At 67.3% G+C, this 26,058-nt stretch carries 27 protein-coding genes and 1 pseudogene; 10 read left to right on the top strand and 18 right to left on the bottom strand.

Translation table 11 applies throughout. The features are described from left to right. Positions 1 to 52: 52 nt before the first annotated feature. On the bottom strand, positions 53 to 826 hold the full coding sequence (locus tag AC6IY7_RS13365; protein ID WP_497779747.1) for a Bax inhibitor-1/YccA family protein: 774 nt from the start codon (positions 824 to 826) through the stop codon (positions 53 to 55). A 373-nt stretch (positions 827 to 1,199) separates the two neighbouring features. Between AC6IY7_RS13365 and AC6IY7_RS13360 the strand changes: the two genes are divergently transcribed. Next, positions 1,200 to 1,853 (top strand): hypothetical protein, encoded by a 654-nt coding sequence (locus AC6IY7_RS13360; RefSeq protein WP_497779746.1) that lies wholly within the window; start codon positions 1,200 to 1,202, stop codon positions 1,851 to 1,853. A 69-nt stretch (positions 1,854 to 1,922) separates the two neighbouring features. Here AC6IY7_RS13360 and AC6IY7_RS13355 read toward each other — a convergent pair whose 3' ends face one another. After that, positions 1,923 to 2,762, bottom strand: coding sequence for a lytic murein transglycosylase (locus AC6IY7_RS13355; RefSeq protein ID WP_497779745.1), 840 nt, complete (start codon positions 2,760 to 2,762; stop codon positions 1,923 to 1,925). A 451-nt stretch (positions 2,763 to 3,213) separates the two neighbouring features. On the opposite strand from AC6IY7_RS13355, the gene AC6IY7_RS13350 reads away from it, so the two are divergent. The 4 genes from AC6IY7_RS13350 to olsB all read left to right on the top strand — a co-directional run bounded on the left by AC6IY7_RS13350 (position 3,214) and on the right by olsB (position 10,031). Next, positions 3,214 to 4,752 (top strand): YifB family Mg chelatase-like AAA ATPase, encoded by a 1,539-nt coding sequence (locus AC6IY7_RS13350; RefSeq protein ID WP_497779744.1) that lies wholly within the window; start codon positions 3,214 to 3,216, stop codon positions 4,750 to 4,752. Positions 4,753 to 4,834: 82 nt separating this feature from the next. After that, complete coding sequence (locus AC6IY7_RS13345; protein ID WP_497779743.1) at positions 4,835 to 6,595, top strand: ATP-binding protein; 1,761 nt, start codon at positions 4,835 to 4,837, stop codon at positions 6,593 to 6,595. 122 nt (positions 6,596 to 6,717) lie between these two features. Then, positions 6,718 to 8,817 carry an OmpA family protein gene (locus tag AC6IY7_RS13340; RefSeq protein WP_497779742.1) on the top strand — a complete coding sequence of 700 codons (2,100 nt, stop codon included), beginning with the start codon at positions 6,718 to 6,720 and terminating at the stop codon, positions 8,815 to 8,817. Positions 8,818 to 9,113: 296 nt separating this feature from the next. After that, the gene (gene olsB, locus AC6IY7_RS13335; RefSeq protein ID WP_497779741.1) at positions 9,114 to 10,031 is read left to right on the top strand and encodes a l-ornithine N(alpha)-acyltransferase; all 918 of its coding nucleotides are present in this window, start codon (positions 9,114 to 9,116) and stop codon (positions 10,029 to 10,031) included. 384 nt (positions 10,032 to 10,415) lie between these two features. On the opposite strand, the gene AC6IY7_RS13330 is transcribed toward olsB, so the two are convergent. Next, positions 10,416 to 11,207, bottom strand: a complete 792-nt coding sequence (locus AC6IY7_RS13330) for a DODA-type extradiol aromatic ring-opening family dioxygenase (RefSeq protein ID WP_497779740.1) — start codon at positions 11,205 to 11,207, stop codon at positions 10,416 to 10,418. 202 nt (positions 11,208 to 11,409) lie between these two features. Here AC6IY7_RS13330 and AC6IY7_RS13325 point away from each other — a divergent pair, with 202 nt between their 5' ends. From AC6IY7_RS13325 to lpdA, 5 genes are all read left to right on the top strand, one after another. Then, on the top strand, positions 11,410 to 11,607 hold the full coding sequence (locus AC6IY7_RS13325) for a hypothetical protein (RefSeq protein WP_497779738.1): 198 nt from the start codon (positions 11,410 to 11,412) through the stop codon (positions 11,605 to 11,607). Positions 11,608 to 11,800: 193 nt separating this feature from the next. After that, complete coding sequence (gene rpmI, locus AC6IY7_RS13320) at positions 11,801 to 12,001, top strand: 50S ribosomal protein L35 (RefSeq protein ID WP_003612034.1); 201 nt, start codon at positions 11,801 to 11,803, stop codon at positions 11,999 to 12,001. A 47-nt stretch (positions 12,002 to 12,048) separates the two neighbouring features. Then, positions 12,049 to 12,414 carry a 50S ribosomal protein L20 gene (gene rplT / locus AC6IY7_RS13315; RefSeq protein WP_497779737.1) on the top strand — a complete coding sequence of 122 codons (366 nt, stop codon included), beginning with the start codon at positions 12,049 to 12,051 and terminating at the stop codon, positions 12,412 to 12,414. Positions 12,415 to 12,464: 50 nt separating this feature from the next. Further along, positions 12,465 to 13,718: a hypothetical protein gene (locus AC6IY7_RS13310; protein WP_497779735.1), complete on the top strand. Its 1,254-nt coding sequence runs from the start codon at positions 12,465 to 12,467 to the stop codon at positions 13,716 to 13,718. 70 nt (positions 13,719 to 13,788) lie between these two features. After that, positions 13,789 to 15,228: a dihydrolipoyl dehydrogenase gene (gene lpdA, locus AC6IY7_RS13305; RefSeq protein WP_497779734.1), complete on the top strand. Its 1,440-nt coding sequence runs from the start codon at positions 13,789 to 13,791 to the stop codon at positions 15,226 to 15,228. Positions 15,229 to 15,261: 33 nt separating this feature from the next. On the opposite strand, the pseudogene AC6IY7_RS13300 reads toward lpdA, so the two are convergent. The 15 genes and pseudogenes from AC6IY7_RS13300 to AC6IY7_RS13230 all read right to left on the bottom strand — a co-directional run. Beyond that, positions 15,262 to 15,414 (bottom strand): annotated as a pseudogene (locus AC6IY7_RS13300) (type II toxin -antitoxin system TacA 1-like antitoxin); the annotation flags it as partial. 45 nt (positions 15,415 to 15,459) lie between these two features. Continuing rightward, entirely contained in the window at positions 15,460 to 15,828 is a 369-nt protein-coding gene (locus AC6IY7_RS13295; protein ID WP_497779732.1) for a PRC-barrel domain-containing protein, read from the bottom strand. Positions 15,829 to 15,977: 149 nt separating this feature from the next. Next, positions 15,978 to 17,333 (bottom strand): anion transporter, encoded by a 1,356-nt coding sequence (locus tag AC6IY7_RS13290; protein WP_497779730.1) that lies wholly within the window; start codon positions 17,331 to 17,333, stop codon positions 15,978 to 15,980. A gap of 14 nt (positions 17,334 to 17,347) precedes the next feature. Continuing rightward, positions 17,348 to 18,559, bottom strand: a complete 1,212-nt coding sequence (locus AC6IY7_RS13285) for an MFS transporter (protein ID WP_497779729.1) — start codon at positions 18,557 to 18,559, stop codon at positions 17,348 to 17,350. Continuing rightward, on the bottom strand, positions 18,552 to 19,019 hold the full coding sequence (locus AC6IY7_RS13280) for a carboxymuconolactone decarboxylase family protein (protein ID WP_497779728.1): 468 nt from the start codon (positions 19,017 to 19,019) through the stop codon (positions 18,552 to 18,554). Before AC6IY7_RS13280 ends, AC6IY7_RS13285 begins: the two co-directional genes overlap by 8 nt. Positions 19,020 to 19,112: 93 nt before the next feature. Then, positions 19,113 to 20,075, bottom strand: a complete 963-nt coding sequence (gene coaA, locus AC6IY7_RS13275; RefSeq protein ID WP_497779727.1) for a type I pantothenate kinase — start codon at positions 20,073 to 20,075, stop codon at positions 19,113 to 19,115. Further along, a complete protein-coding gene (locus AC6IY7_RS13270) occupies positions 20,072 to 20,398 on the bottom strand; it encodes a phosphoribosyl-ATP diphosphatase (RefSeq protein WP_497779725.1) in 327 nt (108 codons plus the stop codon). Before AC6IY7_RS13270 ends, coaA begins: the two co-directional genes overlap by 4 nt. Further along, a complete protein-coding gene (hisF, locus tag AC6IY7_RS13265) occupies positions 20,395 to 21,168 on the bottom strand; it encodes an imidazole glycerol phosphate synthase subunit HisF (protein ID WP_497779724.1) in 774 nt (257 codons plus the stop codon). Before hisF ends, AC6IY7_RS13270 begins: the two co-directional genes overlap by 4 nt. Before the next feature lie 295 nt (positions 21,169 to 21,463). Beyond that, positions 21,464 to 21,844, bottom strand: coding sequence for a hypothetical protein (locus AC6IY7_RS13260; RefSeq protein ID WP_497779723.1), 381 nt, complete (start codon positions 21,842 to 21,844; stop codon positions 21,464 to 21,466). Next, positions 21,841 to 22,590, bottom strand: coding sequence for a 1-(5-phosphoribosyl)-5-[(5-phosphoribosylamino)methylideneamino]imidazole-4-carboxamide isomerase (gene hisA / locus AC6IY7_RS13255; protein ID WP_497779722.1), 750 nt, complete (start codon positions 22,588 to 22,590; stop codon positions 21,841 to 21,843). The genes AC6IY7_RS13260 and hisA overlap by 4 nt, the downstream gene beginning before the upstream one ends. Next, on the bottom strand, positions 22,578 to 23,225 hold the full coding sequence (hisH, locus tag AC6IY7_RS13250; protein ID WP_497779720.1) for an imidazole glycerol phosphate synthase subunit HisH: 648 nt from the start codon (positions 23,223 to 23,225) through the stop codon (positions 22,578 to 22,580). Before hisH ends, hisA begins: the two co-directional genes overlap by 13 nt. Continuing rightward, on the bottom strand, positions 23,222 to 23,692 hold the full coding sequence (locus AC6IY7_RS13245) for a DUF2628 domain-containing protein (RefSeq protein WP_497779719.1): 471 nt from the start codon (positions 23,690 to 23,692) through the stop codon (positions 23,222 to 23,224). Before AC6IY7_RS13245 ends, hisH begins: the two co-directional genes overlap by 4 nt. Positions 23,693 to 23,707: 15 nt before the next feature. Beyond that, a complete protein-coding gene (gene hisB / locus AC6IY7_RS13240) occupies positions 23,708 to 24,301 on the bottom strand; it encodes an imidazoleglycerol-phosphate dehydratase HisB (RefSeq protein WP_497779717.1) in 594 nt (197 codons plus the stop codon). 175 nt (positions 24,302 to 24,476) lie between these two features. Beyond that, positions 24,477 to 24,896 carry a very short patch repair endonuclease gene (locus AC6IY7_RS13235; protein WP_497779716.1) on the bottom strand — a complete coding sequence of 140 codons (420 nt, stop codon included), beginning with the start codon at positions 24,894 to 24,896 and terminating at the stop codon, positions 24,477 to 24,479. Beyond that, complete coding sequence (locus AC6IY7_RS13230; protein ID WP_497779714.1) at positions 24,893 to 26,047, bottom strand: DNA cytosine methyltransferase; 1,155 nt, start codon at positions 26,045 to 26,047, stop codon at positions 24,893 to 24,895. Before AC6IY7_RS13230 ends, AC6IY7_RS13235 begins: the two co-directional genes overlap by 4 nt. Between the last annotated feature and the right edge of the window lie 11 nt (positions 26,048 to 26,058).

Genomic DNA, 26,058 nt, shown 5'->3' with positions numbered 1-26,058 from the left:
AGGCCCCGCCGCAGCGGGGCCTTCTCGTCCGTTGTTCCCGTCGCTTCGACGGTCAGTCGTTGCGCTCGCCGAAGAGGTAGAGCAGCGACTGGAACATGTTGATGAAGTCGAGATAGAGCGACAGAGCGCCGAAAATGCTCTGCTTCGCCACGACCTCATGGCCATAGCCGGCGCTCTGATAATAACCGTCCTTGATCGACTGCGTGTCCCAGGCGGTGAGGCCCGCGAAGATCAGCACCGACAGGATCGACAAGGCGTACTGCATCGCGCTGCTCTGGAAGAACAGATTGACGAGGCTCGCGAGCACGAGGCCCCACAGGCCCATCACCAGGAAGGAGCCGAAGGCCGAGAGATCGCGCTTCGTCATATAGCCGTAGAGGCTGAGGCCGCCGAAGGCCGCCGCGGTGATGAAGAACACCTTGGCGATGGACGCGCCGGTGAAGACGATCATGATCGACGACATCGACAGCCCCATCACCGCCGAGAAGGCGAGGAACAGGTTGCGAGCCGTCGCCGCGGAGATGCGGTCGGCGCGAAAGCCGAGGAAGAACACGAAAGCCAGCGGCGCCAGCATCACAGCCCATTTCAGCGGGCTCGTGTACAGCATCTGACCGAAAGGCGTGAGCGCGACCTGCCGGCCGCCTTCCTTGGCCACGGCGAGCATATGAGTGCCGAGCGCGACGACGCCGGTCACGCCGAGACCCAGGACCATGTAATTATAGACGCCGAGCATATAGGCGCGCAGGCCCTGGTCGATCTCGGCCGTGCCGGCTCTGGAGACGCCGCCCCGGTAGCCGAAGCTCGTGTTGCGGTCGAAATTGGACATAGCATCCTCTCGAAAAAGGCCGCGCGGCCCGGTCTATCCGGCCAATCGGCGCGGTCCTTGCCGGCGAATATGGCGCGCCGCCCGCGGAAAAACAAGAGTCCGCGGGCCGAATCCGGCAAAGGCCGCGCCACGCCGAACAAGCCGCAAGCAAAACTCGCAGTATTGCATTCCGCCCCACGCCCGAAACCTATTCGACGCGACGGAAAAAAGCCGAGCCCGCTCGCGCTCTTGCCGCCCCCGGAGAATGCGCTAACATGCCGCATTGTCGCGGGCGGCGAGCGACCGGGTCTTCCGATCCGGCTCTCGCTTCGTCGTCGGAGCGAAGGCGCCCACGGAACGAGGCCCGCAACAAATGGCCCATGGGGGAATCATCATGTCCGACAGCGGTCTTGTCCCGTTCTGGCGGTCGTTCGATGGAATTCTGCGCTCTGCGACACGTTCCGCTCCGCCTGTTCTCCTCGTTCTGCTGCTGACGCTCCTCGCCGCGGCGGCTCCCGCCTCGGCCCATGGCCGGCTCGGCTCCGCCGAAGGGCGATGCCGACTCTTCATCGGCCCCGACATCATGAATTTCACCGGCTATCTGCCGGACGCCTCGAAAAACGAATTCTGCGAGGATATTCCAGCGACCGGCCACACCATCATCGCGCTCGACGCCGAGCAGGACGAGCTGCGCGACATGGCGGTGGAGATCAGGATCGTCAAGGACATCGGCAGCGAGGACAAGGAGAACGCCGACCTCAATGCGGTGACCGTCGCCTATCGCGGCCCGCGCACCTATCCGACCGGCACCATCAATTTCGAGCACGACTTCCCGGATGCGGGCTATTTCGTGGGCATAGTGACGGTCACCGGCGAGCATGGCGAGCGCTGGGTGTCGCGCTTCCCCTTCTCCGTGGGCATGAGCTTCATGCGCACGCTGCCCTTGTATCTGCTGATGGGCACGGCCGTGATCGCCATGTTCTTCATCTATCTGCGGCACAGGCCGACGCATCCGATGAAGACGGCCGACGCCGCGCCCGCGGAATAAGATTCGCCGACGTCGAAGCGCGGATCGCCAAAACGACGCGCGCGTCATTCGAGATCGCGGGGCGCTCCGTCAGTCGCCTGCGCCTTTGATCTTGTCGGCGAGCAGGGCGATGGTCTTGGAATAGACCTTCGCCTTGTTCCACTCGAGCAGCGCCGGGAAATTCGGCTCGCCCTCGTCCCAGCCGGCGCCCGGCTTCCAGCCGTAGCCGTGCAGGAAATTGGCCGTGGACGCGAGCACATCCGCCGTATTGTGAACGAGATCGCGCTTGCCGTCGCCGTCGAAATCGACGGCGAATTTCAGATAGGACGAGGGCATGAACTGCGTCTGGCCGATTTCGCCGGCCCAGGCGCCGCGCATTTGCGCGGGATCGAGATCGCCGCGCTCGACGATGCGCAGAGCGTCGAGCAGTTCGGCGCGGAATTTTTCCGAGCGGCGGCAATCATAGGCGAGCGTCGCCAAGGCGCGAATCGTCGGGAAATTGCCGAGATAGGAGCCGAAATCCGTCTCCAGCCCCCAGATCGCGACGAGAACCGGCCCCGGCACGCCATATTTCTGCTCGATGCGCTTGAACAGCGCCGCATGTTTGAGCAACAGCGAGCGCCCCTTGCTCACGCGGAAGGAATTGGCCATGCGCGCCGAGAATTGCTCGAAGGTCTGGCGAAACACTTTCTGACCGCGGTCGTGCGAGACCACCGAACGGTCGTAGAACACGTCGCCGAGCGCCGAATCGATCGCCGTCTTCGATATTCCCGCCGATGCGGCCTCGCGCCGGAAACCGTCGAGCCAGGTGTCGAACCCCTCGCCGTTGCGCCCGCATTCGGCCGCCCGCGCGCTCGCCGGAGCGAGCCCCAGCGCCAAGGTCAGAGCCGCGACGCCGAGCGCCGTCCTCATTCGATTCGTTTGAGACATCTCGCGCTTCCCATCCTTCGGGCGCAGCCCGCTTTCGCTCTCGGGCGAAGCCCGTTTCCGCGCTCTTTTGTCACGAGAGCGCGGCGGCGCCATGGCGCCGCTTTCGCAAATCTCGAAAATATCGAGCCTGAAATCCCGGCGTAGACAATAGCGTTTCCAGCCGAAGTGGATACCGGTTCGGCCTTGGAAACGCGTCAAAACAAGAGCCTAGAGCGTTTCCAGCCGAAGTGGGCACCGGTTCGGCGTTGGAAACGCGTCAAAACAAGAGCTAGAGTCTTTTCATGCTCCATCGCATCGAACATGAAAAGACTCTAGCTCGCGCCGGTTAGCGGGCCGTTGCCGAAGCGCGGCGAAATTTCGTTCTCATATTGTTCTTGCGGAGGCGCGGCGCCGCATCTACTATGGCCCTGTTTGCGTTAAGCCGATTTTTGCTCGGCTCGGAGCTTTCGCCATGGTGGTCAGGGTCTCGACGGTCGCCTTCGAGGGGATCGAAGCCAAGCCGGTCGATGTTCAGGTCCAGATCGCCAGCGGCAATGTCGTGTTCACCCTGGTCGGCCTCGCCGACAAGGCGGTCGCCGAATCGCGGGAGCGGGTGCGGGCGGCGCTCATCGCCTCCGGCCTGGCGCTGCCGGCCAAGCGCATCACCGTCAATCTCGCGCCGGCCGACATGCCCAAGGAGGGCAGCCATTACGATCTGCCGATCGCGCTCGGCGTGATGGCGGCGATCGGCGCCATCCCTTCGGACGCGCTGGACGGCTATACGGTGCTCGGCGAATTGGGGCTCGACGGCGCGATCGCGCCGGTCGCGGGCGTGCTGCCCGCCGCCGTCGCCGCCAATATGCGCGGCCATGGGCTGGTCTGCCCGCGCCAATGCGGCCCCGAGGCCGCCTGGGCGTCGAGCGAGATGGAAGTGATCGCGCCGCGCTCGCTGATCCAGCTCGTCAATCATCTGAAGGGAACGCAGGTCCTCGCGCGGCCCGAGCCCGCCGTGCGCGCGGCGGCCGCGGACCTCCCGGATCTCGCCGACATCAAGGGCCAGGAGAGCGCCAAGCGGGCGCTGGAGATCGCGGCGGCCGGTGGCCATAATCTCCTGATGAACGGGCCGCCCGGCTCCGGCAAATCCATGCTGGCGGCGCGCCTTCCCTCCATTCTGCCGCCGCTGTCGCCGCGCGAGCTGCTCGAAGTCTCGATGATCCATTCCGTCGCCGGCGAGCTGGCGGGCGGCGAGCTCACCGATCGGCGCCCCTATCGCGCGCCGCATCATTCCGCCTCCATGCCGGCGCTGGTCGGCGGCGGTTCGCACGCGCGGCCGGGCGAGATCTCGCTCGCCCATAATGGGGTTCTGTTCCTCGATGAATTGCCGGAGTTCCAGGCGCAGGCGCTCGACGGCCTGCGCCAGCCGCTGGAGACCGGCGAGGTCGCCGTCTCGCGCGCCAATCACCGGGCCGTCTATCCGGCCCGCTTCCAGCTCGTCGCGGCGATGAACCCGTGCCGCTGCGGCCATGCGCTCGACCCGGGCTTCGCATGCCGCCGCCAGCCCAATGACCGCTGCGTCGCGCAATATCAGGCGCGGCTCTCGGGCCCGCTGATCGACCGTTTCGATCTGCGGATCGAGGTTCCCGCCGTGTCCGCGGCCGATCTCGTCCTGCCCCCTCCGGCCGAAGGCTCGGCCGAGGTCGCGGCGCGCGTCGCCGCGGCGCGCCAGCGCCAGCGCCGGCGCTATGAGAAGCTCGGGCTCGCCGGCTCCACCACCAATGCGAGCGCTCCGGCGAGCGTGATCGAAAAAGCCGCCGCGCTCGACGCCTCCGGGACGGCGCTGATCCGCGAGGCGGCCGAGCGTCTGGCGCTCTCGGCGCGCGGATTTCACCGCGCGCTGAAGCTCGCCCGCACCATCGCCGACCTCGACGGCTCGGATGCGATCACGCGCCGCCATCTCGCCGAAGCTCTCGCCTATCGGGGCGGCTCCGCCGGCGCGCGCGCGGCCGCCTGAGCTTGCGCTCGGCCCGTCAATTCATACTTTTCTCTCTATTGCCGTGGAATAACCCGTCATCGAATGGTTTTGGACGCTCCGCATGCCTCCCCTCCCCGATTGCGCCTACGTCGCCCTCGCCTTCTTCGCGGCATTGGCCGCGACCGGCTGGCTGTGGTTTCTGCGCTCGCGCCGAACGTGGCGGCGGCGCGCGGTCGAGACCGAGCTCGAGGGATTGCGCGACGAAATCTGGGAGCTGCGCGCCGCCGCCGCCGCGCGCGACCGCGCCGAGGCGGCGAGCCAGGCCAAATCGCGCTTCCTCGCCACGGTGAGCCATGAGATCCGCACGCCGCTCAACGGCGTGCTCGGCCTCGCGCAATTGCTCGCGGCGACGCGGCTCGACGCCGAGCAGGCGAGCTATGTCGACGCGATCGCCGCCTCCGGCCGCTCGCTCGCCCAGCTCATCGACGATATTCTCGACTTCTCCAAGATCGAGGCAGGCAAGATCGAGCTCGAGGTCGAGCCTTTCGCGCTGGCGCCGCTCGTCGAGGGCGTGGTGGAGCTATTGGCGCCGCGCGCCCAAGCCAAGCATCTCGAGATCGCGAGCTATATCGCGCCGGACGCGCCGGAGACCGTCGGCGGCGACGCCGCGCGCGTGCGCCAGGTGCTCGTCAATCTCGCCGGCAATGCGGTGAATTTCACCGCGAGCGGCGGCGTCGGCCTCAGGGTCGAGCGCGACGCGCGAGGCGCGCTGGTCTTTCGCGTCGCCGACACCGGGCCGGGCGTCGCGCCGGCGGCGCGCGAGATGATCTTCGAGGAATTCGAGCAGGGCGACGGCTCCTCGACGCGCCGGCACGGCGGCACCGGCCTCGGCCTCGCCATCTCGCGCCATCTCGCCGGGCTGATGGGCGGTCGGCTGGAGATCGAGGAGAGCGCGGGCTCGGGCGCGATCTTCGTCTTCACCCTGCCGCGCGGGCCGCATGCGCTCTTCGACGATCGCGCGCGCGAGCGCAAGCGGCCGCTCGCCGGCTCGAGCGTGTTGATCGTCTCGCCGACGATCTTCGAAGGGCCCTTCATGGCCGAGATCCTGCGCGGCGCCGGCGCGCAGACCGAGATCGCGCAGGACGAGACGCGCGGCGCGAGCCGTCTCGGCGAGGAGCGGGAGGGACGTTTCGACGCCGTGGTTGTCGACTGCGCTTTCGGCGAGGCGGCGACCGAGCGTCTCGCCGACGAGGCGCGGCGCGCCGGCGCCGGCCGCGTGTTCCTGATGTTCTCGCCCATGGAGCGGCGCGCCTTCGGCGAGGCGGCGCTACGTCATTTCGACGGCTGGCTGGTGAAGCCGGTGCGCGCCGCCTCGCTCGTCGAGCGTCTGTCGGCGGCGCCGCCGCCGACGCGCAACGGGACCGGATTCGTCGCGCCGGAGCCGACGCTCTCGGGACGGCGCGTCCTCGTCGCCGAGGACAATGACGTCAATGCGCTGATCGTCTGCCGCCATCTCGAGAAGCTCGGCGCGCTGGTCACGCGCGCGGAGGACGGCGCGCGCGCCGTCGAGCTCGCGCGATCGGCGATCGCCGGACGCATGCGGCCCTTCGACGTGATTTTGATGGATGTGTTCATGCCCGAGCTCGACGGGCTGGAGGCGACGCGCCTGATTCGGGCGGAGGAGGCGCGCATGGGCGCGAGACGACGCCCGATCGTCGCGCTCACCGCCAGCGCGCTCGAGGAGGACGAGCGCGCCGCGCGCGGGGCCGGGGTCGACTTCCTGCTGACGAAGCCCGTGGAATTCGACGCTTTGTCGGCGGCGATCCTCGAGGCGATCGACGGCTCTCGCCGCCGCACGGACGGCGCCCGCGAGGCGATCTGACCCTTCCGATCCTGCGCCGCGCTTCGCCACAGCCACAAAAAAGAAAAAATTTCGCCCCGCGCTTTTGGCACAACAGGAGCGCGGGGATTGCGAACACTGACGCCCTGGTCGTGGAGAACCATATGTCGAGACGAAAGAATTTGCTGCTCGCGGGGCTGATGACTCCGTCGCTGGCGCTCGGCCCGCAAGCCGGCGTCGGGCCGGCCGCGGCCGGCGAAGGCATCGTGCTGGCGCAGGCCGCGCCGCAGGGGGCCGATCCGAATCACGAGAAGCGGCAACCGCCACAGCGACCCGCGCCCGCCCCTGCCCCGACGGCCCGGCCCCCCGCTCCCGGCCCCGCGCCCTTCCATCCGGGACCCGCGCCCGGACCGGCGCCCGCCATGCATCAGCAGCCTGAGCCCATGCATCAGCCGCTCGCGCCGCAGCCCGGCCCGCGCCCGTCTCCCTATCCGGGAGCCGGCGCCCCGCCCATGCCGCGCCCGCAGCTGCGCGCCGCGCCCCCGCAGGAGGTCGCCCCGCTCCGCGCGCCCGCCGCGCCGCCCGGCCCGGCGATCCTCCATCCGCTGCAACAGGCCGCGCCGATTCGGCAAGCGCCGATCCCGCATCCGGCTCCTGCTCCTGCTCCTGCTCCCACGCCGGCCGCGGTTCCGACGCCCCACCCGGCCGCGGCGCCCGCGAGCCCGGCGCCGACGCTCGGCGGGGCTCCTCCGGCCGGCCGGCCTCCTCTTCCCACCCAGAACGGCCAGGGCACCGCGGGCGCGCCGCCTGCGCGCGTCCCGGCCGCGCCGGCCGCAGGCGGACAGCAGCCCGCTGCTCCGGGAGCGCCGCCCCCCGGCGGCGCCCCCGGAGGCGCTCCCGTTCATCTCGGCGGACCGCATCCGGCTCCGGCCGCAGGCGCCGCACCCGAGGCTCCGGCGCCCCACGGCCAACCGCCGGCCCCGCCGACGCAAGGCGGCAATTTCCTTCCCGCGCCCCCGCCTGGAGCCGGGCCGCGACCCAATGGCGCTCCCCCCGGCGGGCCCGCCGGAGATCACGCCGGCCAGCCGCCCGCCGGCGCCGGCGGGCGCTTCCTGCCACCGGGAGGGCCCGGCGCTGTCCCGCCCGGCGCCGCTCCCGACGCCGCTGGGGCGCCACCGCATCTCCCGCCGCAGGCCGGCGGAGCTTACGGCGCGCCGCCGCCCCAGGCGGGCGCACCCTATGGGGCGCCGCCGCCGGCTCCGCCTCACGGCGGCGGACCGCGCGTGTCGCCGGCCGCGGCGGCGGCCATTGGCGCGGCGGCCGGGCTCGTCGGCGGCTTCGTGCTGAGCCAGCCCGGCGCGCATCGCCTCGACGATATCCACAATCGCCGCCAGCAATTCGAGCGCGACGGCGTCTTCGTCGTGCAGGAGCCCGGCCGCACCATCGTGCGCGACGGCGGCGGCGCCTTCATCCGTCATGACGAGAACGAGCGTTTCCGCGAGCTCGGCGGCAATCTGCGCAGCGAGCGGCGCGGCGACGAATATGTGAGCGTCTACGCCCGCCGCGACGGCGGCGAGGTGCTGACCTTCACCGACGCCAATGGCGTGCTGCTGCGCCGCCTGCGCCGCTTCCCCGACGGTCGCGAGATCATTCTCATCGACAATGGCTTCCGCGGCCCGCCGCGCGGCTTCGTCGAGGAGGTCGTCGTGCTGCCGCCGCCGCCGATCGAGATCGCGCCCGACGCCTATGTCGTCGATTACGGCGCCGCGGATGAACGTCTGCTCTATGAGACGCTGACGGCGCCGCCGCTCGCGCCCATGTCGCGCCGCTACACGCTGGACGAAATCCGCCACAGCCCGTCCTTGCGCGCCTATTCGCGCAGCGTCGACATAGACACGATCAATTTCGACACCGGCTCCTGGGCGATCACGCCGGATCAGGCGCAGCGGCTCGTGCTCGTCGCCGAGGCGCTCAACGAAGCGATCAAGCGCAATCCCGCCGAAGTGTTCCTCATCGAGGGACACACAGACGCGGTCGGCTCGGATGTCGACAATCTGTCGCTCTCCGATCATCGCGCGCAGGCGGTGGCGACGATCTTGTCGCGCGACTTCGGCGTGCCGCCGGAGAATCTGACGACGCAAGGCTATGGCGAGCAATATCTGAAAGTGCAGACGCAAGGCCCCTCGCGCGAGAATCGCCGCGTGACCGTGCGTCGAATCACGCCGATGCTGAACGGCCCGCAGGCTCAGACACAGAAACGCTGAACGAAAGACGGCGTCCTCATCCCGAGGAGCCTGCGCAGCAGGCGTCTCGAAGGACGAGGACGCCGTTATGCGCGGCCTCGCCGAGCTCGCTCTGGCGCATTCGACATCGTTTCCGGGTGAATGTTCGCGATGCGAGCCTGAAGGCTCGCGGTCCAGACCACGCATCGGACCTCGAGCCTGAAAGCTCGCTTTTGTCTGCGCCCGTCGTCACAAAAGCTTCGCCCGCTCGTGATCTAACGATCCGAGGCGCTCGCGAGAAAAGCGCGAGCGCGACATGAGCGGAGACGATACGCGAAATGTGGGCGATCCACGCCGACGCCGGCCGCAAGATCATCGCCGGCGCCTTTCCTCTGCTGCAGCCGCAGAATTTCCTGAAACCGAAAAAGAAGAAGCACGCATCGATCGAAGGGCCGCTGGCGCGGCTCGGCGCGCTCGAGGTGCGGCTCGCCTGCGGCAAGAAGGAAATTCGCAAAGCGCAACGGCTGCGCTTCAAAGTCTTCTTCCGCAAGGGCGGCGCGACGCCCGACGCCAAGGCGGCGATCACGCGCCGCGACGCCGACCGCTTCGACAAATTCTGCGATCATCTCATCGTCATCGATCACGAGGCGCGCAATCGCTTCGGCAAGATCAAGCCCAAGGTGGTCGGCGCCTATCGGCTGCTGCGCGGCGACGTCGCGGAGAAGAAGGGCGGATTCTACTCGGCCGGCGAATATGACATTGCGCCGCTGCTCGCGCGTCACAGCGGCATGCGCTTTCTCGAACTCGGCCGCTCCTGCGTGCTCGAGCAATATCGCGGCAAGCGCACGATCGAGCTTTTGTGGCGCGGCATACTCGCCTATGTGCGGCATCATCGCATCGATGCGATGATCGGCTGCGCGAGCCTCGAGGGCGCCAATCCGCTCGCCCATGCGGCGGCGCTGAGCTTTCTCGCGCATCACGCGCGCGCCGATGAAGACTGGCGCGTCAGCGCGCGGCGCGAATTGCATGTGCCGATGGAGATGCTGGCGAAAGAGGCCGTCGACGCGCGCAAGGCGATGAGCGCGCTGCCGCCGCTGATCAAGGGCTATCTGCGTTGCGGCGCGAAATTCGGCGACGGCGCCGTCGTCGATCGCAAATTCAACACGACCGATGTCTTCGCCATCATGCGCGTCGCCGAGATCGACGCGCGCTATCTCGATTATTTCGGTCCGGCGGAAACGCGCGACGCGGCGTGAGCGATCGGGAATCTTCGAGCAACGACCACATTGCTCGACATGGCGTGTAGAGGCGTTTGTTACGACGCGCTTCCAATGTGCAGCCGGCGTCCGCTTCGGCTGGAAGCGCTCGAAAGTCCCGGTCAGTCGACAATTTTTACACAGCCGCGTCTTTTTACACAGCCGCATCCTGCCCGCGCTTGTCGCGGGCATCCACGCCGAGACCTTGCGACCGGGGGAAAAGGGCGGCGATGTTCCGCTCGTGTTCAGGCTTTCCGGGCCGTCGCGGCGTGGATGGCCGCGACAAGCGCGGCCATGACGCTGAAGAATGACGCTTGAAAGATGTCTGCTCGTCAACCCGTCTTCGGAGCCCTTCCGTTCCCGTGACGCGCGTTGCCGTCGCGCTCAGCCGAAGGCGAAGCCGGAGATCGCCTTGCCGGCGACCCGGTCGTGAAAGACGCGGCGCCCGACATCGGCGCCCGCGGCGCCGGCGACCACCATCAGTGGCAGAAGATGCTCCTCGCGCGGATGGCAGGCGCGCGCGAAAGGCGCGTCGCTCCAGCGCTCGAGCAGCGCGTCGCGCTCTTTCGCGTCGGAATTCGTCGCCGCTTCTGTCAGCCAGGCGTCGAAAGCGGCAGCGGCGCTCGCCTCGCCGTCGAAGAAGGTGCGCAGATTGTGGAAGCTGCTTCCGCTGCCCAGAATCAGCACGCCCTCCTCGCGCAGCGGCGCCAGCGCCGCGCCGACGGCGATGTGGAAGGCAGGATCGAGATCCTGCCGTAGCGACAGAGTGACGATCGGGATCCTCGCGCCAGGATCGACGATCAGCATGGGCACGAAGACGCCATGGTCGAAGCCGCGCGTCGCGTCGAGCGCCGCTTCCACGCCCGCCGCCGCGAGCAGGCCGCGCGCCCGCTCGGCGAGGTCCGGCGCGCCGGGCGCGGGATAGCTCAGGCGATAGGTGTGGGCCGGAAAGCCGTAATAGTCGAAGATCATCTCGGGCGCTTTCGCCGTGCCGAGCGTGATCTGCGGCTCCTCCCAATGGGCCGAGACGAGGAGGATGGCGCGCGGGCGCTCCGGCAGAGCGTCGAGCAGGCCGGCGAGATAGGCCTTCAGAGGATCGAAAGCGCGGGCCATGGGGCCGTCCAGCCAGAAGCAGGGGCCGCCCCCATGGGAGAGGAAAATCGCCGGCTGCCGCATGAGAGGCCCTCCGCTTTGTGGCTGCTCCGCAAATAAGCCGCGGCGCGGGCGGCCGCAATGCGGCGTCTCGCCCTGCTGTCTTTTCCCCGCCGGCCGCGCCTTTATATGAACCGCTCTAGCGTCTTTTGCTTTGACGCGTTTCCAACGCCGTGCCGGTGTCCGCTACGGCTTGAAGCGCTCTAGGCCTCTGGAGGACAAAACGATGCACTCCCAGATCACCGGACTGAAAGTGTCGGCGGTCATTTTCGGGCTCATGGCGCTCGGCCAGGCGGGCCGGCTCGCGACGCAGCCGGACGTGCAGGTGAGCGGCGTGGCGCTGCCGCTATGGCCGAGCGCGGTGGCGCTCATCGTGCTGCTGGCGCTCAGCCTTTGGCTGTGGCGGCTGGCCAAGCCGAGGTGAGGAGCGCGACCGAAAGGGAACGCCGCCTCGGAACGCTCCCCGGGCTTGCCAACCTCCTGTCTTACCGCTTATAAGCCGCGCTTCCGAACCGTCCGGCCAGTGATGGGCTGCCGTGGCGGTTCTTTTCGCTCGCGCGAATATGCGCCGGTTTCCCGGCGCGCAGAATAGGGCCTCGGCCCTGCAGGAGAGCAAAATGCCCAAGTTGAAGACCAAATCGGGCGCTAAAAAGCGCTTCAAGATCACCGGCACCGGCAAGGTGGTCTATGCCCAGAAGGGCAAGCGCCACGGCATGATCAAGCGCACCAATAAGCAGATCCGAAATCTGCGCGGGACGTCCGTCCTGTTCAAGACGGATGGCGACAACATCAAGAAGTATTTCCTGCCCAACGGCTGAGCTTCTCGCCCCACCCCAAATTTCGGATTTCCTGAAAGGATCATGTCATGGCTCGCGTCAAACGCGGCGTCACCTCGCACGCCAAGCACAAGAAAACCCTCGATGCCGCCAAGGGCTTCTATGGCCGCCGCAAGAACACCATCCGCGCCGCCAAGGCCGCGGTCGATCGCTCGATGCAATATGCGACGCGTGATCGCAAGGCCAAGAAGCGCGTCTTCCGCGCGCTGTGGATCCAGCGCATCAACGCCGCCGTGCGCGAATTCGGCCTGACCTACAGCCGCTTCATCGACGGGCTCGCCAAGGCCGGCGTCGCGGTGGACCGCAAGGTGCTCTCCGAGCTCGCCATCACCCAGCCGGAGGCCTTCAAGGCCATCGTCGAAAAGGCCAAGTCCGCGCTGCCGCAGACCGCCTGAGCGATCAGCGCCGGCGCTTCGACAGGGACCACCCGCGAGGACGAACGCGGATGAAATGGTACGCCTGTCTGAACGCGCCAGCCCTCGACCGCTACGCCGAGCATTTGCACGTCGCCGTCCGCACGGCGATCGACATTGCGGGGCTCGAGCCGCATATCGTCTTCGACGGCGAGGAGGACCGGCTCCGCGCCGTCCTCGGCCATGACGAGGCCGTCCATATCCATCGCCGACGCTCCGGCCTCATCGACGCGATAGAGGCGACGCCGGAGACGCCGGGCTGGAGCCGCGTGGTCGCCGCCGGCGCGCTGCTGCGGCTCGATATTCCGCTGATCGAGACCGCTGACGAATTCGTCCTCTATACGGATTGCGACGTGCTGTTCGCGCGCAGCGTCGAGCTTTCGCCGCTGCGTCCGCCTCTGCTCGCGGCCGCGCCCATGCACGAGCCGCATGAATGGTCGCAATTATGCTCGGGCGTGCTGCTGCTCAATGTCCCGGCCATGCGCGCCGGATATGATGCGCTGCTGCGACATGCCCGCGATGCGCTCGGCCGCCCGCATCATTACGACCAGGAATCGCTCAACGAGCATTTCGCGGGGCGCTGGGACCATCTGCCGATCCATATGCATTGGAAGCCCTATTGGGGCGTCGAATGGGATGCGGCCATCGTGCATTTCCACGGCCCCAAGGCGGAGGACGCGCGCCTGCTCGCGACCACCCCGCCCGGCGACGATGTCTATGGGTTGCTCTATTCACGCGACCCGCAGGGCTATGCGCATTTTCTGCGTTTCTACGACATGGCCGCCGGCGCCATTCGGCGCGGCGAGCGCATCCGCCCCGCGGCGCTCGCTCCGCTGCGGCTCGAGGCGGCGACGGCCTCCGGCGGCCGCGCGTTGCGCCGCGCCGGGTCCTATCTGCGCGGCCTGATCCCGCGCGCCCCGCGCGAACCCGCGCCCCCTCCCCTGCTGCCGCCCGAGGCGAGCTTCGCCGAAGCCGCAACGCTCGAGAATTTCGACGAGCGCGCCTATCTCTACGCCAATCCCGATGTCGCCGAATCGGTGCGGCGCGGCCGCATGGTCTCCGGCGGCGCGCATTTTTCGCGCTATGGCCGCTATGAAGGGCGGGTGCAGATGATCCCGCGCGACATCCTCGCCACGCCGGAGAATTTCGACGCCGAAGCCTATGTCGCGCGCAATCCGGACGTCGCCTTTCTGATCGCGCGCGGCCGCTACGCCTCGGCCCGCGCGCATTTCGAACAATGCGGGCGCGCCGAGCAGCGCCGGCAGCTCCCGCGGGAGTCCGTCTGACGCCCGTCGCCTATGGCGCCCGAGCCCCGCATCAGCCACATATGAGGCCGAGCGAGTCGCGAGGGCCTTCATGTCTAATTCCTATGATCTCATCGTCATCGGCGGCGGGCCGGGCGGCTATGTCGCCGCCATCCGCGCCGCCCAGCTCGGGCTGAAGACAGCCGTCGTCGAGCGCGAGCATCTGGGCGGCATCTGCCTCAATTGGGGCTGCATCCCGACCAAGGCGCTGCTGCGCTCGGCCGATGTCTTCCGCTATGCGAAACATGCGAAGGATTTCGGATTGCGCATCGAGGGCGAGGTCTCCTTCGACGCGGAAGCGCTGGTGAAGCGCTCGCGCGCGGTCGCCGGCCGGCTCAACGCAGGCGTCGAATTTCTGTGCAAGAAAAATAAGATCGATGTGATCTGGGGCGAGGCCTCGCTCGCCGCGCCGGGCGAGGTGCGCGTCGCCGCGCCGGGGAGCTTCGGCGACCGGCCGCAGCTTCCGCGGCCGAAGAATGTTCTCGGCGAAGGGGCCTATAAGGCCGCGCATGTGATCGTCGCGACCGGCGCGCGGCCGCGCGCGCTGCCGGGCCTCGAGCCGGATGGGAGACTCGTCTGGACTTATTTCGAGGCGCTGCTGCCGCCGTCCATTCCAAAATCGCTGCTCGTCGTCGGCGGCGGCGCGATCGGCGTCGAATTCGCGTCCTTCTATTCGACCTTCGGCTCTCGCGTGACGCTCGTCGAGGCGCTGCCGCAGATTCTGCCCGCGGAAGACGCCGAGATCGCCGCGCTGGCGCGCAAATCCTTCGAGAAGCAGGGCATCGAGATCGTCACCGGCGCGAAGGTCGCGCGGCTCGACAAACGAGAGAATAGCGTCGCCGCGACGATCGCCGCCGAGAGCGGCGAGAGAATCGTCGAAGCCGAGCGCGTGATCTCGGCCGTCGGCGTCGTCCCCAATAGCGAGGGGCTCGGACTCGAGGCGCTGGGCGTGAGGACGGAGCGCGGCGTCATCCTCACCAACGGGCTCGGCCGCACCAATGTCGCGGGCGTCTACGCCATCGGCGACGTGGCCGGGCCGCCCATGCTCGCCCATAAGGCGGAGCATGAGGGCGTCGTCTGTGTCGAGGCGATCGCCGGCCTCTCGCCGCACGCCATCGAGCGCATGCGCATTCCCGCCTGCACCTATTGCCATCCGCAGATCGCTTCCGTCGGCCTCTCGGAAGCGGCGGCGAAAGCGGCCGGACATGAGCTGAAGATCGGACGCTTTCCCTATATCGCCAATGGCAAGGCCATCGCCATGGGCGAGACCGAGGGCCTGGTGAAGACGATCTTCGACGCGAAGAGCGGGCGATTGCTCGGCGCGCATCTGATCGGCGCGGAGGTGACGGAGCTGATCCAGGGCTTCGTCATCGCGATGAATCTGGAGACGACCGAGGCGGAGCTGATGGAGACCATCTTCCCGCATCCGACGCTCTCCGAGACGATGCACGAGAGCGCGCTCGACGCCTATGGAAGGGCGATACATATTTAACAGTCGATCCTTGAAAACAGAACGCTCGCGAAATAAACGCTCCAGTCGCGGATGCCGTCGCGGTGGCGAGTCGAGCGCCGAAACAAACGCGTCCCAGGCCGCCCCATCCAATATGAAGACGCGACGATCCGGGAAGCGTTCGCGAAGCGCGGTCGAACGTTTCTTCGTGCTCAGACGTCTGGCCATTTGCCTCGGCTAAGCCACCCGACCGAAAATGTCGAGATGCGTCGTCTACCGCGCCGCGCCCTCCCAATAGGGCTCCGCGCCGTAATGGGCGTGGATGCGCGTCTCCCAATCGCGATCGGCCCAGCTCGCCTCGTCATATTCGGGCGCGTCCTCTAGCATATGCTCGGTCACCGAGGTCACATAGCGGCGCCGGTCGAAATCGTAGCAGAGCGCGTTCCACGGCACGGCGTGATGGCCTTTGCGCAGGCACATGAAACCGCAGAAATTCACGATGGCGTAGCGCGCCTGACCAGTCTCGGGATCGATCATCAGATGATCGATCTCGCCGATCTCCTTGCCGTCGCGGCCGAAGACCTTCGCGCCGACGATATGCTCGCTCGAGATCATGTGGAGCTTCGGGATTGCGGTCGCCATTTCGACCTCCCTCGTGGGCCCCCGGCCCTCCGATGCGATAAAAACGCCCGGCGCGGCGAAAAGTTGCCGGCTGGAACCCATCCGATCCAGCTTTCTTCAGTGGGGCGAATTCTGATCGATCGAACGATTCCGTTCGATCGGAAAGCGCTCTATGACAAAAGCCACGCGCCGAAGGCGATGGTGATCAGCGTGAGCGGCGCACCCAATTTGAAATAGGCCCAGAAGCCGATGGAGACGCCCGCGGCGCGGGCGCGCTCAGCGACGATGAGATTGGCGACGGAGCCGATGAGCGTCAGATTGCCGGCCAGCGTCGAGGCCATGGCGACGACGAGCCAGGCGCGCTGCGGATCGGCCGCGCCGGCGATGAAGGGCTTCAGCGCCAGCACCGCCGGCACATTGCTGACGAGATTGGAGAGGATGGCGGAAACGACCGCCAGAACGCCGGCGTCAGAGAGATCGAAACGGCCGACAGACGCGACAGCCTCGGGCGTCAGCACTGTCGCCTCGAGCCCTTCGACGACGATGAACAGGCCGACGAACATCAGCAAAAGCGGCCAGTCGATCTCGCGATAGACCTTCTCCGCCTTCACATGACGCGTGACCAGCAGCAGCGCGCCGCCGACAATGGCGACCTTCGCCACCGGCTGGCCGGCGAAGAAAAGCGCCATCATGGCGAGCGTCACCAGCACCGATTTGACGACGAGAAATCCGCGCGCACGCGCAGGCGCAGGCGTCGCCTCGGGCAGTCTCTCGCGTGTGAGAAACTCGCGCCGATAGAACAGCGCCACCAGCGCGAAAGTGGCGAGAAGGCCAAAGGCGGCGACCGGCCATAGCGCCGCGGCGAAGGCGCCATAGGGAATATGCGACAGGCCGCCGATGATCATGTTCTGCGGATTGCCGGTGATCGTCGCCACGCTGCCGACATTGGAGGCCATCGGCACGGCGAGGAGATAGGGCAGCGGATCGCGCTTCAGGCGTCTGGTCAGCTCGAGCGCCAAAGGCGTCATCACGAGGCAGATGGCGTCATTGACGAGAAAGGCGGAAAAAGCGCCCGTCACCAGCACGATGGCGGCGAGCAGAGCGAGCGGAGTCTTCGCGCGCGCGACGACGAAATTGCTCGCCAAGCGAAAAAAGCCGGAGAGGCGCAGATTGGCGACGACGATCATCATGCCGAGCAGCAGTGTGATCGTGTCGAAATCGATGGCGCGATAGGCCGCGTCCAGCGGCAGCACGCCGAACCCGACCATCAGGCTGGCGCCGAGCAGCGCCGCGCCGGCGCGATCGAGCCGCAAGCCCGGCGCCTCGCCGAGCGCGATGACGACATAGGTCCCCGCGAAGACGATGATGGCGACGGCGTGCGTCCAGCCCGGGGATACGCCGCCCGCGAGCAACGCCGGAAGCGAGGCGAGCAGCGTCATGCCGACGGCGGCCGCGAGCGCGCCGGCGCAGACGAGCGCGACCGCCAGCAGCGCCGCGACGAAGGGCGAGCGTTCTCTTTCAGCCATGCGGAATCACGCGTTCAAGCGGCGGAAGGCGCTGGCTTAGCGCTTTCCGGCATGCCGAGCCAGAGCAGCAGAAATGCCAGCGCGGCGACGGCGGACAGAAACAGAAAAGCGGCGTTGAAACCGGCGGTGTCGACGAGCGCGCCGGCGACCACATTGCTGAGCGCCGCGCCCGCGCCCCAGCAGGCGCCGGAGGCGCCGAGCGCGAGGCTGTAATGGCCTGTTCCCTCGGTGAGATCGTCGATCACGATGAAGAACAGAGCGCCGAACAGGCCTGCGCCTATCCCATCGAGCAATTGGATGGAGACGAGATAGAGCGGATCGTCGAACAGCGTGTAGAGCAGCCCGCGGATCGGCAGCACGGCGAAGCCGGCGAGCAGCAGCGGCTTGCGGCCCCAGCGATCGGCCTTGGCGCCGACGATGGCGGCCATGGGGATCATCACCGCCTGCGCGGCGATGATGCAGGCGGCCATGAACAGCGAGCCGGTCTGCTCGCGGCCCTCGCTCAAACGCTCGCCGACCAGCGGCAGCATTGCGGCATTGGCGAAATGAAACAGCGTGATCGCCGCGGTGAAGATCAGCAACGGACGCGATTCGAAGATCACGCGCAAGCCGCTCGGGCGCTCGCCATCGGCGGGATCGTCGTCGCCATCCGAAAGGCCGCGCGCGGCGCGATGGTCGATCTCGCTCGCGTCGATCAACACCAGCGCGAGGGCGCTGGCGCAGGCGAGCAGCACGACGAGCCAGAGCACCGCGACGGGCGCGATCAGCCAGCCGGCGAGGCCCGCCGCTACCGCCGTCACCACATTGCCGGCATGGTTGAAAGCTTCATTGCGGCCGATGCGCTCGGCGAAAAGCGCGCGGCCGACGACGCCGAGGCTGATGGCGGCTATGGCCGGCGGAAACACGGCGTCGCAGGCGCCGATGATGGTCTGCGCCGCCGCCGCCGGCCAGAAATAGGGGAAGAGGCCGAGCGCCGCAGAGCCCGCCGCGACGAGCAGCGCGCCGGCGGCGATGAGCCCGCGCTTGCCGCGCGTCCAATCGACGAGCGCGCCGGCGGGGGCGCGCGCGGCCACTGTCGCGGCGCCGGCGATGGTCATGATGACGCCGATATGGGTGGCGTCCCAATGCCGGCTCGACCAGAGATAGATCGCCAGAAACGGCCCGACGCCGCTCTGCACATCGGCGAGCAAAAAGCTCACCCAGTCGAGCCCTCTCTCGCTACGCATGGCTCGCGGCGCGCTTCACCGCGGCGGGCGTCGCGCGAAAGGAGATGGCGATGCGATTATAAGCGTTCATCAGGCCGATCGCGATCGTCAGATCGGTGAGCTCCTTCTCGGAAAACTGCGCCGAGACGGCGGCGAATTCCGCATCGGGAACGCCGGTCTCGGCGACGCGCGTCACCGTCTCCGCCCAGGCGAGAGCGGCGCGCTCGCGCTCGCTGAACAGCGCCTCCGCCTCGCGCCACACGGAGACCAGCGCGAGCTTCTCCACGGTGAATCCTTCACTGATGAGCGCGCGCGTGTGCAGATCGAGGCAATAGGCGCAGCCATTGATCTGCGACACGCGCAGATAGGCGAGCTCGACGAGCGCTTTGCCGAGCCCGCTGGCGGCGACATAGGAATGCGCGACGCCGAGCGCTTTCATGCCTTCGGGCGCGGCGTGAGCATAATCGAGACGGCTGGTCATCATCATCCTCCGAGATAATGGTCACATCGGAAAGGCTTTTTCGAAATCAATACGAGGCGCTGTTCGCGAGCGCAGGGCTTTGGCGCGCCTCCCTCACAATTTGCGCAGCGCGACTTCCTCTATGCGATGGTCCGCGCCTTTGGTCAGCACCAGGCTGGCGCGCGGGCGCGTCGGTGAAATGTTGCGGCGCAGATTTTCGAGATTGATGCGCGTCCAAATATCCTTGGCGACGCGCATCGTCTCCTCATCGTCGAGATCGGCGTATTTCTTGAAATAGGAAAGCGGATCGCGGAAGGCCGTCTCGCGCAGGCGCTGGAAACGCTCCACATACCATTGCTCGAGCACAGCCTCCTCGGCGTGCAGATAGACCGAGAAGTCGAAGAAATCCGAGACGAAAGGGATTTCGCGCCCATCCTCGCGCGGACGGCTGGCGAGCAGCACATTGACGCCCTCGACGATGAGAATGTCGGGACGATCGACATAGAAGAACTCGTCGGGCACGACGTCATAGGTCAGATGCGAATAGACCGGCGCCGCGACATTGCGCTGGCCGGCCTTCACATCGGAGAGAAAGCGCAGCAATGCGCGATTGTCGTAGCTCTCGGGAAAACCCTTCTTGTCCATCAGCCCGTCGCGCTCGAGCACGGCGTTGGGATGCAGAAAGCCGTCGGTGGTGACGAGCTCGACTTTGGGCGTGTTGGGCCAGCGCGACAGCAGCGCCTTGAGGATGCGCGCCGTCGTGGACTTGCCCACGGCGACGGAGCCGGCGACGCCTATGATATAGGGCATCTTGCCGTCCTCGGCGCCCAGAAACCGCTGCGTCGCCTTGAACAGGCCTTGCGTCGCCGCGACATAGAGCGCCAGCAGGCGCGAGAGCGGCAGATAGATCTCGATGACCTCTTCCAGCGAGATCGGATCGTCGAGCGATTTGAGCCGCGTGAGATCTTCGAGCGTCAACGTCAGCGGCGTGTCGGCGCGCAGGCTCGCCCATTCGGCGCGGGTGAAGCGTCGATAGGGCGACAGCACGGCGCCCCCGAGATTGGCCTCGGCGTTCATTTCCGCTCTCCGCGCGACGCTTTTTCCGCATGGCCGGATTGGACGGTGCGCGTCTCCAGCTCGGCGAGCACATCCGCGAGCGAGACGCCGCCGGCCTCCAGCAGCACGAGCAGATGATAGAGCGTGTCGGCGGCCTCGCTCGTCAGATTCTCGCGGCCGCCCTCCATGGCGGCGATGACGGTCTCCACCGCCTCCTCGCCGAATTTCTTGGCGATGCGGGGCGTTCCGGCCTCGAACAAGCTCTTGGTGTAGGATTGCGCGGCGTCTGCGCCCCGCTTCGATGCGATGATCTTCGCGAGATCGGCGAGGGTGAAATCGCTCATGAGGGCTCCAGGCCGTCGAGACGCATCGGAATGCCCGCTTTCGCCATATATCGCTTCGCCTGCGGGATGGTGAACTCGCCGAAGTGGAAAATAGACGCCGCGAGAACGGCGGAAGCATGGCCTTCGCGCACGCCCTCGACGAGATGATCCAGCGTCCCGACGCCGCCCGAGGCGATCACCGGCACATCGACGGCGTCGGCCACGGCGCGGGTCAGCCCGATGTCGAAGCCGATCTTGGCGCCGTCGCGGTCCATGGAGGTGAGCAGAATTTCGCCCGCGCCGAGGCTCGTGACCTCCTTGGCGTATTCGACGGCGTCAATGCCCGTCGGGCGGCGGCCGCCATGGGTGAAGATTTCCCAATGATCGCCGACGCGCTTGGCGTCTATGGCCACGACGATGCATTGCGCGCCGAATTTTTCCGCCGCCTCGCGCACGAATTGGCGATCGGCGACGGCGGCGGAATTGATCGAGGCCTTGTCGGCGCCGGCGAGCAGGAGATTGCGAATGTCGTCCTCGTTGCGCACGCCGCCGCCGACGGTGAGCGGCATGAAGCAGGCCTCCGCCGTGCGCCGCACGACGTCGAGCATGATGCCGCGATTCTCGTGGCTGGCGGTGATGTCGAGAAAGCAGAGCTCGTCGGCGCCGGCGGCGTCATAGGCCATGGCGCATTCGACCGGATCGCCGGCGTCGCGCAGATCGACGAAATTGACGCCTTTGACGACGCGGCCCTCTTTGACGTCGAGGCAGGGGATGACGCGGGATTTGAGCATCAGGCGGCCGATGTGAGCGTTTCTGTCGAGCGCAAGAAGCTCCAGAATTTGGGAGCCATATAGCCTGCGCGATCCGCGTCGCTGAGATCGGCCAAGAAAAACTGCTCGTCGCCTATAGGGCCCGAGCGCAATCTTTCCGTGAGCGTCGCAATGTCGAGAGCAGTCGAAACGAACGTTACATTTCCATCGAACGCATAGACCATGTCGCCCTCGTTCAGAACATTCGCGACAGGCCGAACATCCGCATCGGCCGGCGCCGAATCTGCGGAAAAGACAAGGATATATGGCTTGCGTGTCATTGCTCGTCCTTCCCTTGCTTCCGTTCGATTTCGAGGCGCGGCATTTCATTCACTATGTCGACTATCTCGGCAGTCGCGTCTTTCCTGTATAGAATCTGCATGGCGTGGTGGCGTAGCTGATACTCCTCCGACTGCAGCCGATCTGGATCGCGGAATATCAGAACAATGTAAGTGACCAGCGTCACCAAAACAGGGGCGACGCCGAGCGCCGCAAAGACCAACTTCAGGATTGCGTCGTCTCGAAGGAGATACACCGCGACGACGCTGGTCGGGAAGACTAGAGCGATTGTCCAGAGGAGTGGATTGAGCACGTTACGAACCTTGACGGTACCCGCCCGGGACGTCCAGCTCCGAAATGCTTCCTCCGGCCTCCTCATGCCGCCTCCGTCGCCGCCCGGATCAGCGCCAGCGCTTCCGCCGGATCGAGCCTTCCATCATAGAGCGCGCGGCCGGTGATCGCGCCCGCCAGCTTCTTGCAGTCGGGCTGCAGCAGCCGCTCTATGTCGGCGAGCGAGGCGAGGCCGCCCGAGGCGATGACCGGAATGCTCAGCGCATCGGCGAGCGCCAGCGTCGCCTCTATGTTGAGGCCCTTCAGCACGCCGTCGCGCGAAATATCCGTGTAGACGATGGCCGAGACGCCGGCGTCCTCGAAGCTGCGGCCGAGATCCTGCGCCGAGACATGGGTGCGACGCGCCCAGCCCTCGACAGCGACAAAGCCGTCCTTGGCGTCTATGCCGACCGCTATGCGGCCCGGATAGAGCCGCGCCGCCTCGCGCACCAGCGCCGGATCGCGCACCGCGGCTGTGCCGATGATGACGCGCGAAACCCCCTTGTCGAGCCAGCGCGAGATGGTGCGCATCTCGCGAATGCCGCCGCCGAGTTGCACCGGGATTTTGATATTGGCGAGAATGCCCTCGACCGCGAGCGCATTCATCGGCGCGCCGGCGAAGGCGCCGTCGAGATCGACGACATGCAGATAGTCGAAGCCCTGACGCTCGAAGGCCTGCGCCTGCGCGGTCGGATCGTCGTTGAACACTGTCGCCGAGGACATCTCGCCTTCGACGAGGCGCACGCATTGACCCTCTTTGAGATCGATCGCGGGAAACAGGATCACGGACGCCACCTCAGAAAATTCGCGATGAGAGCGAGGCCGAGCCTCTGGCTCTTCTCGGGATGGAATTGCGTGCCGACGAGATTGTCTCGCGCCACGACGGCGGTCAGCGGCGCGCCGTAATCCGTCGTCGCGACGACATGATCGGGCGAAGCCGGCAGGAATTGGTAGGAATGCACGAAATAGGCGTGCAAGCCTCTTTCCCCCGTGGGAATCTCCGCGAACAGCGCGTGCGGACGCGCGAGCTCCAGCGTGTTCCAGCCCATATGGGGGATTTTGAGGCTCTTGTCCGCGGGCTCGATGACGGCGACGTCGCCGGCGATCCAGCCGAGGCCCGCCGCCTCGCCATGCTCGAGGCCGCGCGTCGCCATCAGCTGCATGCCGACGCATATGCCGAGAAAGGGCCGGCCGCGCTCGATGACCGCCTCGCGCAGCGCCTCGTCCAGCCCGGCGAGCGCCGAAAGGCCGCTGCGGCAGTCGCGAAAGGCGCCGACGCCCGGCAGGCAGATGCGCTCCGCACGGCGCACCACATCCGGGTCGTTGGTGACGGTGATCTCGGCTCCCTCCCCTTCCCGCGCGGCGCGCTCGAAGGCTTTCGCCGCCGAGTGCAAATTGCCCGATCCGTAATCGATGATCGCCGTCGTCACGCGCGCGGCTCCTCGAACAGGCCGCCGATAACCGGACGCATCGCCGCCCGGCCGCCGCGGGGCGGCGCTCCCAAAGTGACGACGCCGGAGGGGCGCCAATTAGCGAAGAACACGTCCTCGGCCTCGTCGATGCTATCCGCGACCATGACGGCGCTCTCCGTGTAACCCTTGCGCTCCAGCGACCAGGCGACGAGCCGCGGCCCCTCGAGGCCGAGCAGCAGGCCGAGCGCCAGCTGCAAGACCGAGGCCGCCTCGGCGTTCAGCGCGAAGGCCGTCCCTCCGCCGAAGATCAGCGCGAGCGCGGCCGTCCACAGGACGGCCGGCAGCCATGCCCGCCGCCACAGCAGCCACAGAGGCCCGAACAGAAAGGCCGGCGTCGAGAAGCCGTCGCGCAGAAAGACGATGCGCTCCGGCAACGGAGCCTCGCCCGGCGCGGCCGGGGGAATATGGACGGTGTAGACGGCCATGGGCCCGCCTCCCTTTCAGCCGGTGAGCGTGCCTTTGGTGGAGGGCACGCCGCCGCCGCGGCGCGGATCGGGCGCGACCGCCTTGCCGAAAGCGCGGGCGAAGCCCTTGAAGCAGCATTCCGCGATATGGTGCGAATTGACGCCGCGCAGCGCCTCGACATGCAGGCCGATGCGCGCATTGACGGCGAAAGCCTGGAAGAACTCACGCACCAGCTCTGTGTCGAACTCGCCGATCTTGGCGGCCGGAAAGGCGACGTCGAAAACGAGGAAGGGCCGGCCGGAGATATCGACCACGACGCGGGCGAGCGCCTCGTCCAGCGGCACATGGGCGTCGCCGTAGCGGGCGATGCCCTTGCGGTCGCCGAGCGCCTCGTCCACCGCCTTGCCGAGCGCTATGCCGACATCCTCGACCGTATGGTGGCCATCGATGTGCAGATCGCCCTTGGCGACGACGGTGAGGTCGAGCGGGGCGTGGCGGGCGATCTGGTCGAGCATATGGTCGTAGAAGCCGATCCCGGTCGAAATATCGGATTTGCCGTCGCCGTCGAGGTCGACGGCGACGGCGATACGGGTCTCTTTCGTGTCCCGCTCGTATTTGGCGCTGCGCATGGCTCGACGGGCTCGTGGTGGTCTCGAGTAGCCGAAGTGGTCTCGAGGGGCTGGAACGGAATATAGACTGCTCTCCGCGGCTTGTAGCAATTCGGCGGGCGCATGGCCAGAAGCGTGGGCGATCGGCGTGAACCGCCCTTTGCCGCGCCCGGTCCAATTCTCTCGGCTGCTCTCGTCACGGGCGGCGACGCGCGAGCCGGCCGACGCGCTCCTCCAGACGGCGGGGGTCCAGCGCCTCGCACTCCCACAAGATGGCGACGTGAAAGCCCTGCGCTCTCAAAGCCTTGGCCTTGCGCGCATCGCGGGCGCGATTGGCCGCGAATTTCTCCAGCCAAAAGGCCCGGTTCTGCTTCGGGATGGTCCCGCGGGGGCAGGTCTTGTGGTGGTGCCAGAAGCAGCCATTGACGAAAAGCGCCCATTGGCGGCTCCGATTGGCGAAATCCGGCGCGCCCGGCAAACCCTTGACGTTGCGCCGATAATGGAGGCCCGCGCGCCTCAGCGCCAGGGCGACGGCCTCCTCCGCTCCGGTGCGGGCCTGCCGCACCCGCTTCATCAGCGCCGAGCGCGCCGGATCGCTGGCCGGCGGCGTCTTCATTGGGCGGCGACGAGCGCCGGGGCGGCGCGCATCTGCTCGAGATGGGCGGCGACCGCCTCCCGGAAGCCGGGCTCGAATCTGAGCTTCGCCCGCGTGGTGCGATCGAGAAAGCCGGCGGCGGCGCGCGCCGAAAGCGGCTTGCCCGGATGGTTCAGAAAAAAATGCAGCGCCTCGCGCTCGCGCCAGACGGGAAAGGCGGAAATCTCGACGCCGAAGCGCCGGTCTCCGTCATAGCGCGCCGCGCGGGGCCAGCGGGCGCCCTCCTCCAGAACCGCGCCGTCGCGGGCCGGGTCATAGAGCCCGGGCGCTTCGAGGCGGCCGCCGACCCATTCGGCCACCGGCGCGCTGACCGCGTTGCCGACCAGCGACCAGCGCCAATTGGGCCGCCCCAGCGCCTCGGCCGGCGCGGTCCAATCCTCCGGAAATCCCTGCAGGCGCTCGGCGTCGCGAATGTCGGGCGTCACCACCTCCCCGGAGGGGAGCAGAATCGCCGGCGGCGAGGCGATGCCGAGCGTCGAGCCGTTTTTCAGCGTCGGCACGCAATCTTGCGCCCAGCCGAGCCCCCGCACCCCCTCCGTCCAATAGAAGCCATGGGCGTGCGTCGCCAGCGACGTCGGGCGCGGACGGGGGCTCGCCTCGTCGACGAGCAGCATGTCCGCCGGATCGGCGGCGCGGGAGGCGAGAAACAGCACGCGCTCGCGGCGCTGCGGCAGAAAGGCCAGAGTGTTGACGACCCGATACGCCCACAGATAGCCGCGCTCCTCGAAGGCCGAGACCAGCCGCGCCATGGCGCGACCGCGATCGAGGCTCAGCATGAAGGAGACATTCTCGAGCAGCGCATGCGGCGCGCGCGTCGCGTCGAGCAGGCGGAACACATGCTCGACCAGCGAGGATTTGCGCCCCCCTATGCCCTGGGTGCGGCCAGCCTGGCTCAAATCCTGACAGGGGAAGCCGGCGGCGACCAGTTCCGTCTCGCCCGGCAGGGCGCGCAGCGACACGACATCGCCGGCGTTGGGCGTCTGCGGAAAATGCGCCGCCAGCACATGCGCGGCGAGCGGCCAATTTTCGGAAAACATGAGGCATTCATGCCCGGCGCGGGCCAGCCCGAGCTCGAGGCCGCCGATCCCGGCGAACAGACCGACGACTTTCATGGATTGCCGAA

Source organism: Methylosinus sp. is20ea, assembly GCF_059718135.1.
Note: the sequence above shows the minus strand (reverse complement) of the source record. Positions and strands in the feature narration are given on the sequence as shown.

Bases quoted from the DNA above. Each gene is read 5' to 3' on its own strand.
- AC6IY7_RS13330 (WP_497779740.1), bottom strand. From the start codon at position 11,207: ATGCGGCAGCCGGCGATTTTCCTCTCCCATGGGGGCGGCCCCTGCTTC.
- AC6IY7_RS13230 (WP_497779714.1), bottom strand. From the start codon at position 26,047: ATGAAAGTCGTCGGTCTGTTCGCCGGGATCGGCGGCCTCGAGCTCGGG.
- coaA (WP_497779727.1), bottom strand. From the start codon at position 20,075: ATGAACGCCGAGGCCAATCTCGGGGGCGCCGTGCTGTCGCCCTATCGA.
- AC6IY7_RS13285 (WP_497779729.1), bottom strand. From the start codon at position 18,559: ATGCGTAGCGAGAGAGGGCTCGACTGGGTGAGCTTTTTGCTCGCCGAT.
- AC6IY7_RS13270 (WP_497779725.1), bottom strand. From the start codon at position 20,398: ATGAGCGATTTCACCCTCGCCGATCTCGCGAAGATCATCGCATCGAAG.
- AC6IY7_RS13290 (WP_497779730.1), bottom strand. From the start codon at position 17,333: ATGGCTGAAAGAGAACGCTCGCCCTTCGTCGCGGCGCTGCTGGCGGTC.
- AC6IY7_RS13325 (WP_497779738.1), top strand. From the start codon at position 11,410: ATGCACTCCCAGATCACCGGACTGAAAGTGTCGGCGGTCATTTTCGGG.
- lpdA (WP_497779734.1), top strand. From the start codon at position 13,789: ATGTCTAATTCCTATGATCTCATCGTCATCGGCGGCGGGCCGGGCGGC.
- AC6IY7_RS13345 (WP_497779743.1), top strand. From the start codon at position 4,835: ATGCCTCCCCTCCCCGATTGCGCCTACGTCGCCCTCGCCTTCTTCGCG.
- AC6IY7_RS13280 (WP_497779728.1), bottom strand. From the start codon at position 19,019: ATGACCAGCCGTCTCGATTATGCTCACGCCGCGCCCGAAGGCATGAAA.
- AC6IY7_RS13295 (WP_497779732.1), bottom strand. From the start codon at position 15,828: ATGGCGACCGCAATCCCGAAGCTCCACATGATCTCGAGCGAGCATATC.
- hisB (WP_497779717.1), bottom strand. From the start codon at position 24,301: ATGCGCAGCGCCAAATACGAGCGGGACACGAAAGAGACCCGTATCGCC.
- AC6IY7_RS13260 (WP_497779723.1), bottom strand. From the start codon at position 21,844: ATGAGGAGGCCGGAGGAAGCATTTCGGAGCTGGACGTCCCGGGCGGGT.
- AC6IY7_RS13235 (WP_497779716.1), bottom strand. From the start codon at position 24,896: ATGAAGACGCCGCCGGCCAGCGATCCGGCGCGCTCGGCGCTGATGAAG.
- AC6IY7_RS13355 (WP_497779745.1), bottom strand. From the start codon at position 2,762: ATGTCTCAAACGAATCGAATGAGGACGGCGCTCGGCGTCGCGGCTCTG.
- rplT (WP_497779737.1), top strand. From the start codon at position 12,049: ATGGCTCGCGTCAAACGCGGCGTCACCTCGCACGCCAAGCACAAGAAA.
- AC6IY7_RS13340 (WP_497779742.1), top strand. From the start codon at position 6,718: ATGTCGAGACGAAAGAATTTGCTGCTCGCGGGGCTGATGACTCCGTCG.
- AC6IY7_RS13245 (WP_497779719.1), bottom strand. From the start codon at position 23,692: ATGGCCGTCTACACCGTCCATATTCCCCCGGCCGCGCCGGGCGAGGCT.
- AC6IY7_RS13310 (WP_497779735.1), top strand. From the start codon at position 12,465: ATGAAATGGTACGCCTGTCTGAACGCGCCAGCCCTCGACCGCTACGCC.
- olsB (WP_497779741.1), top strand. From the start codon at position 9,114: ATGTGGGCGATCCACGCCGACGCCGGCCGCAAGATCATCGCCGGCGCC.
- AC6IY7_RS13350 (WP_497779744.1), top strand. From the start codon at position 3,214: ATGGTGGTCAGGGTCTCGACGGTCGCCTTCGAGGGGATCGAAGCCAAG.
- rpmI (WP_003612034.1), top strand. From the start codon at position 11,801: ATGCCCAAGTTGAAGACCAAATCGGGCGCTAAAAAGCGCTTCAAGATC.
- hisF (WP_497779724.1), bottom strand. From the start codon at position 21,168: ATGCTCAAATCCCGCGTCATCCCCTGCCTCGACGTCAAAGAGGGCCGC.
- AC6IY7_RS13365 (WP_497779747.1), bottom strand. From the start codon at position 826: ATGTCCAATTTCGACCGCAACACGAGCTTCGGCTACCGGGGCGGCGTC.
- AC6IY7_RS13360 (WP_497779746.1), top strand. From the start codon at position 1,200: ATGTCCGACAGCGGTCTTGTCCCGTTCTGGCGGTCGTTCGATGGAATT.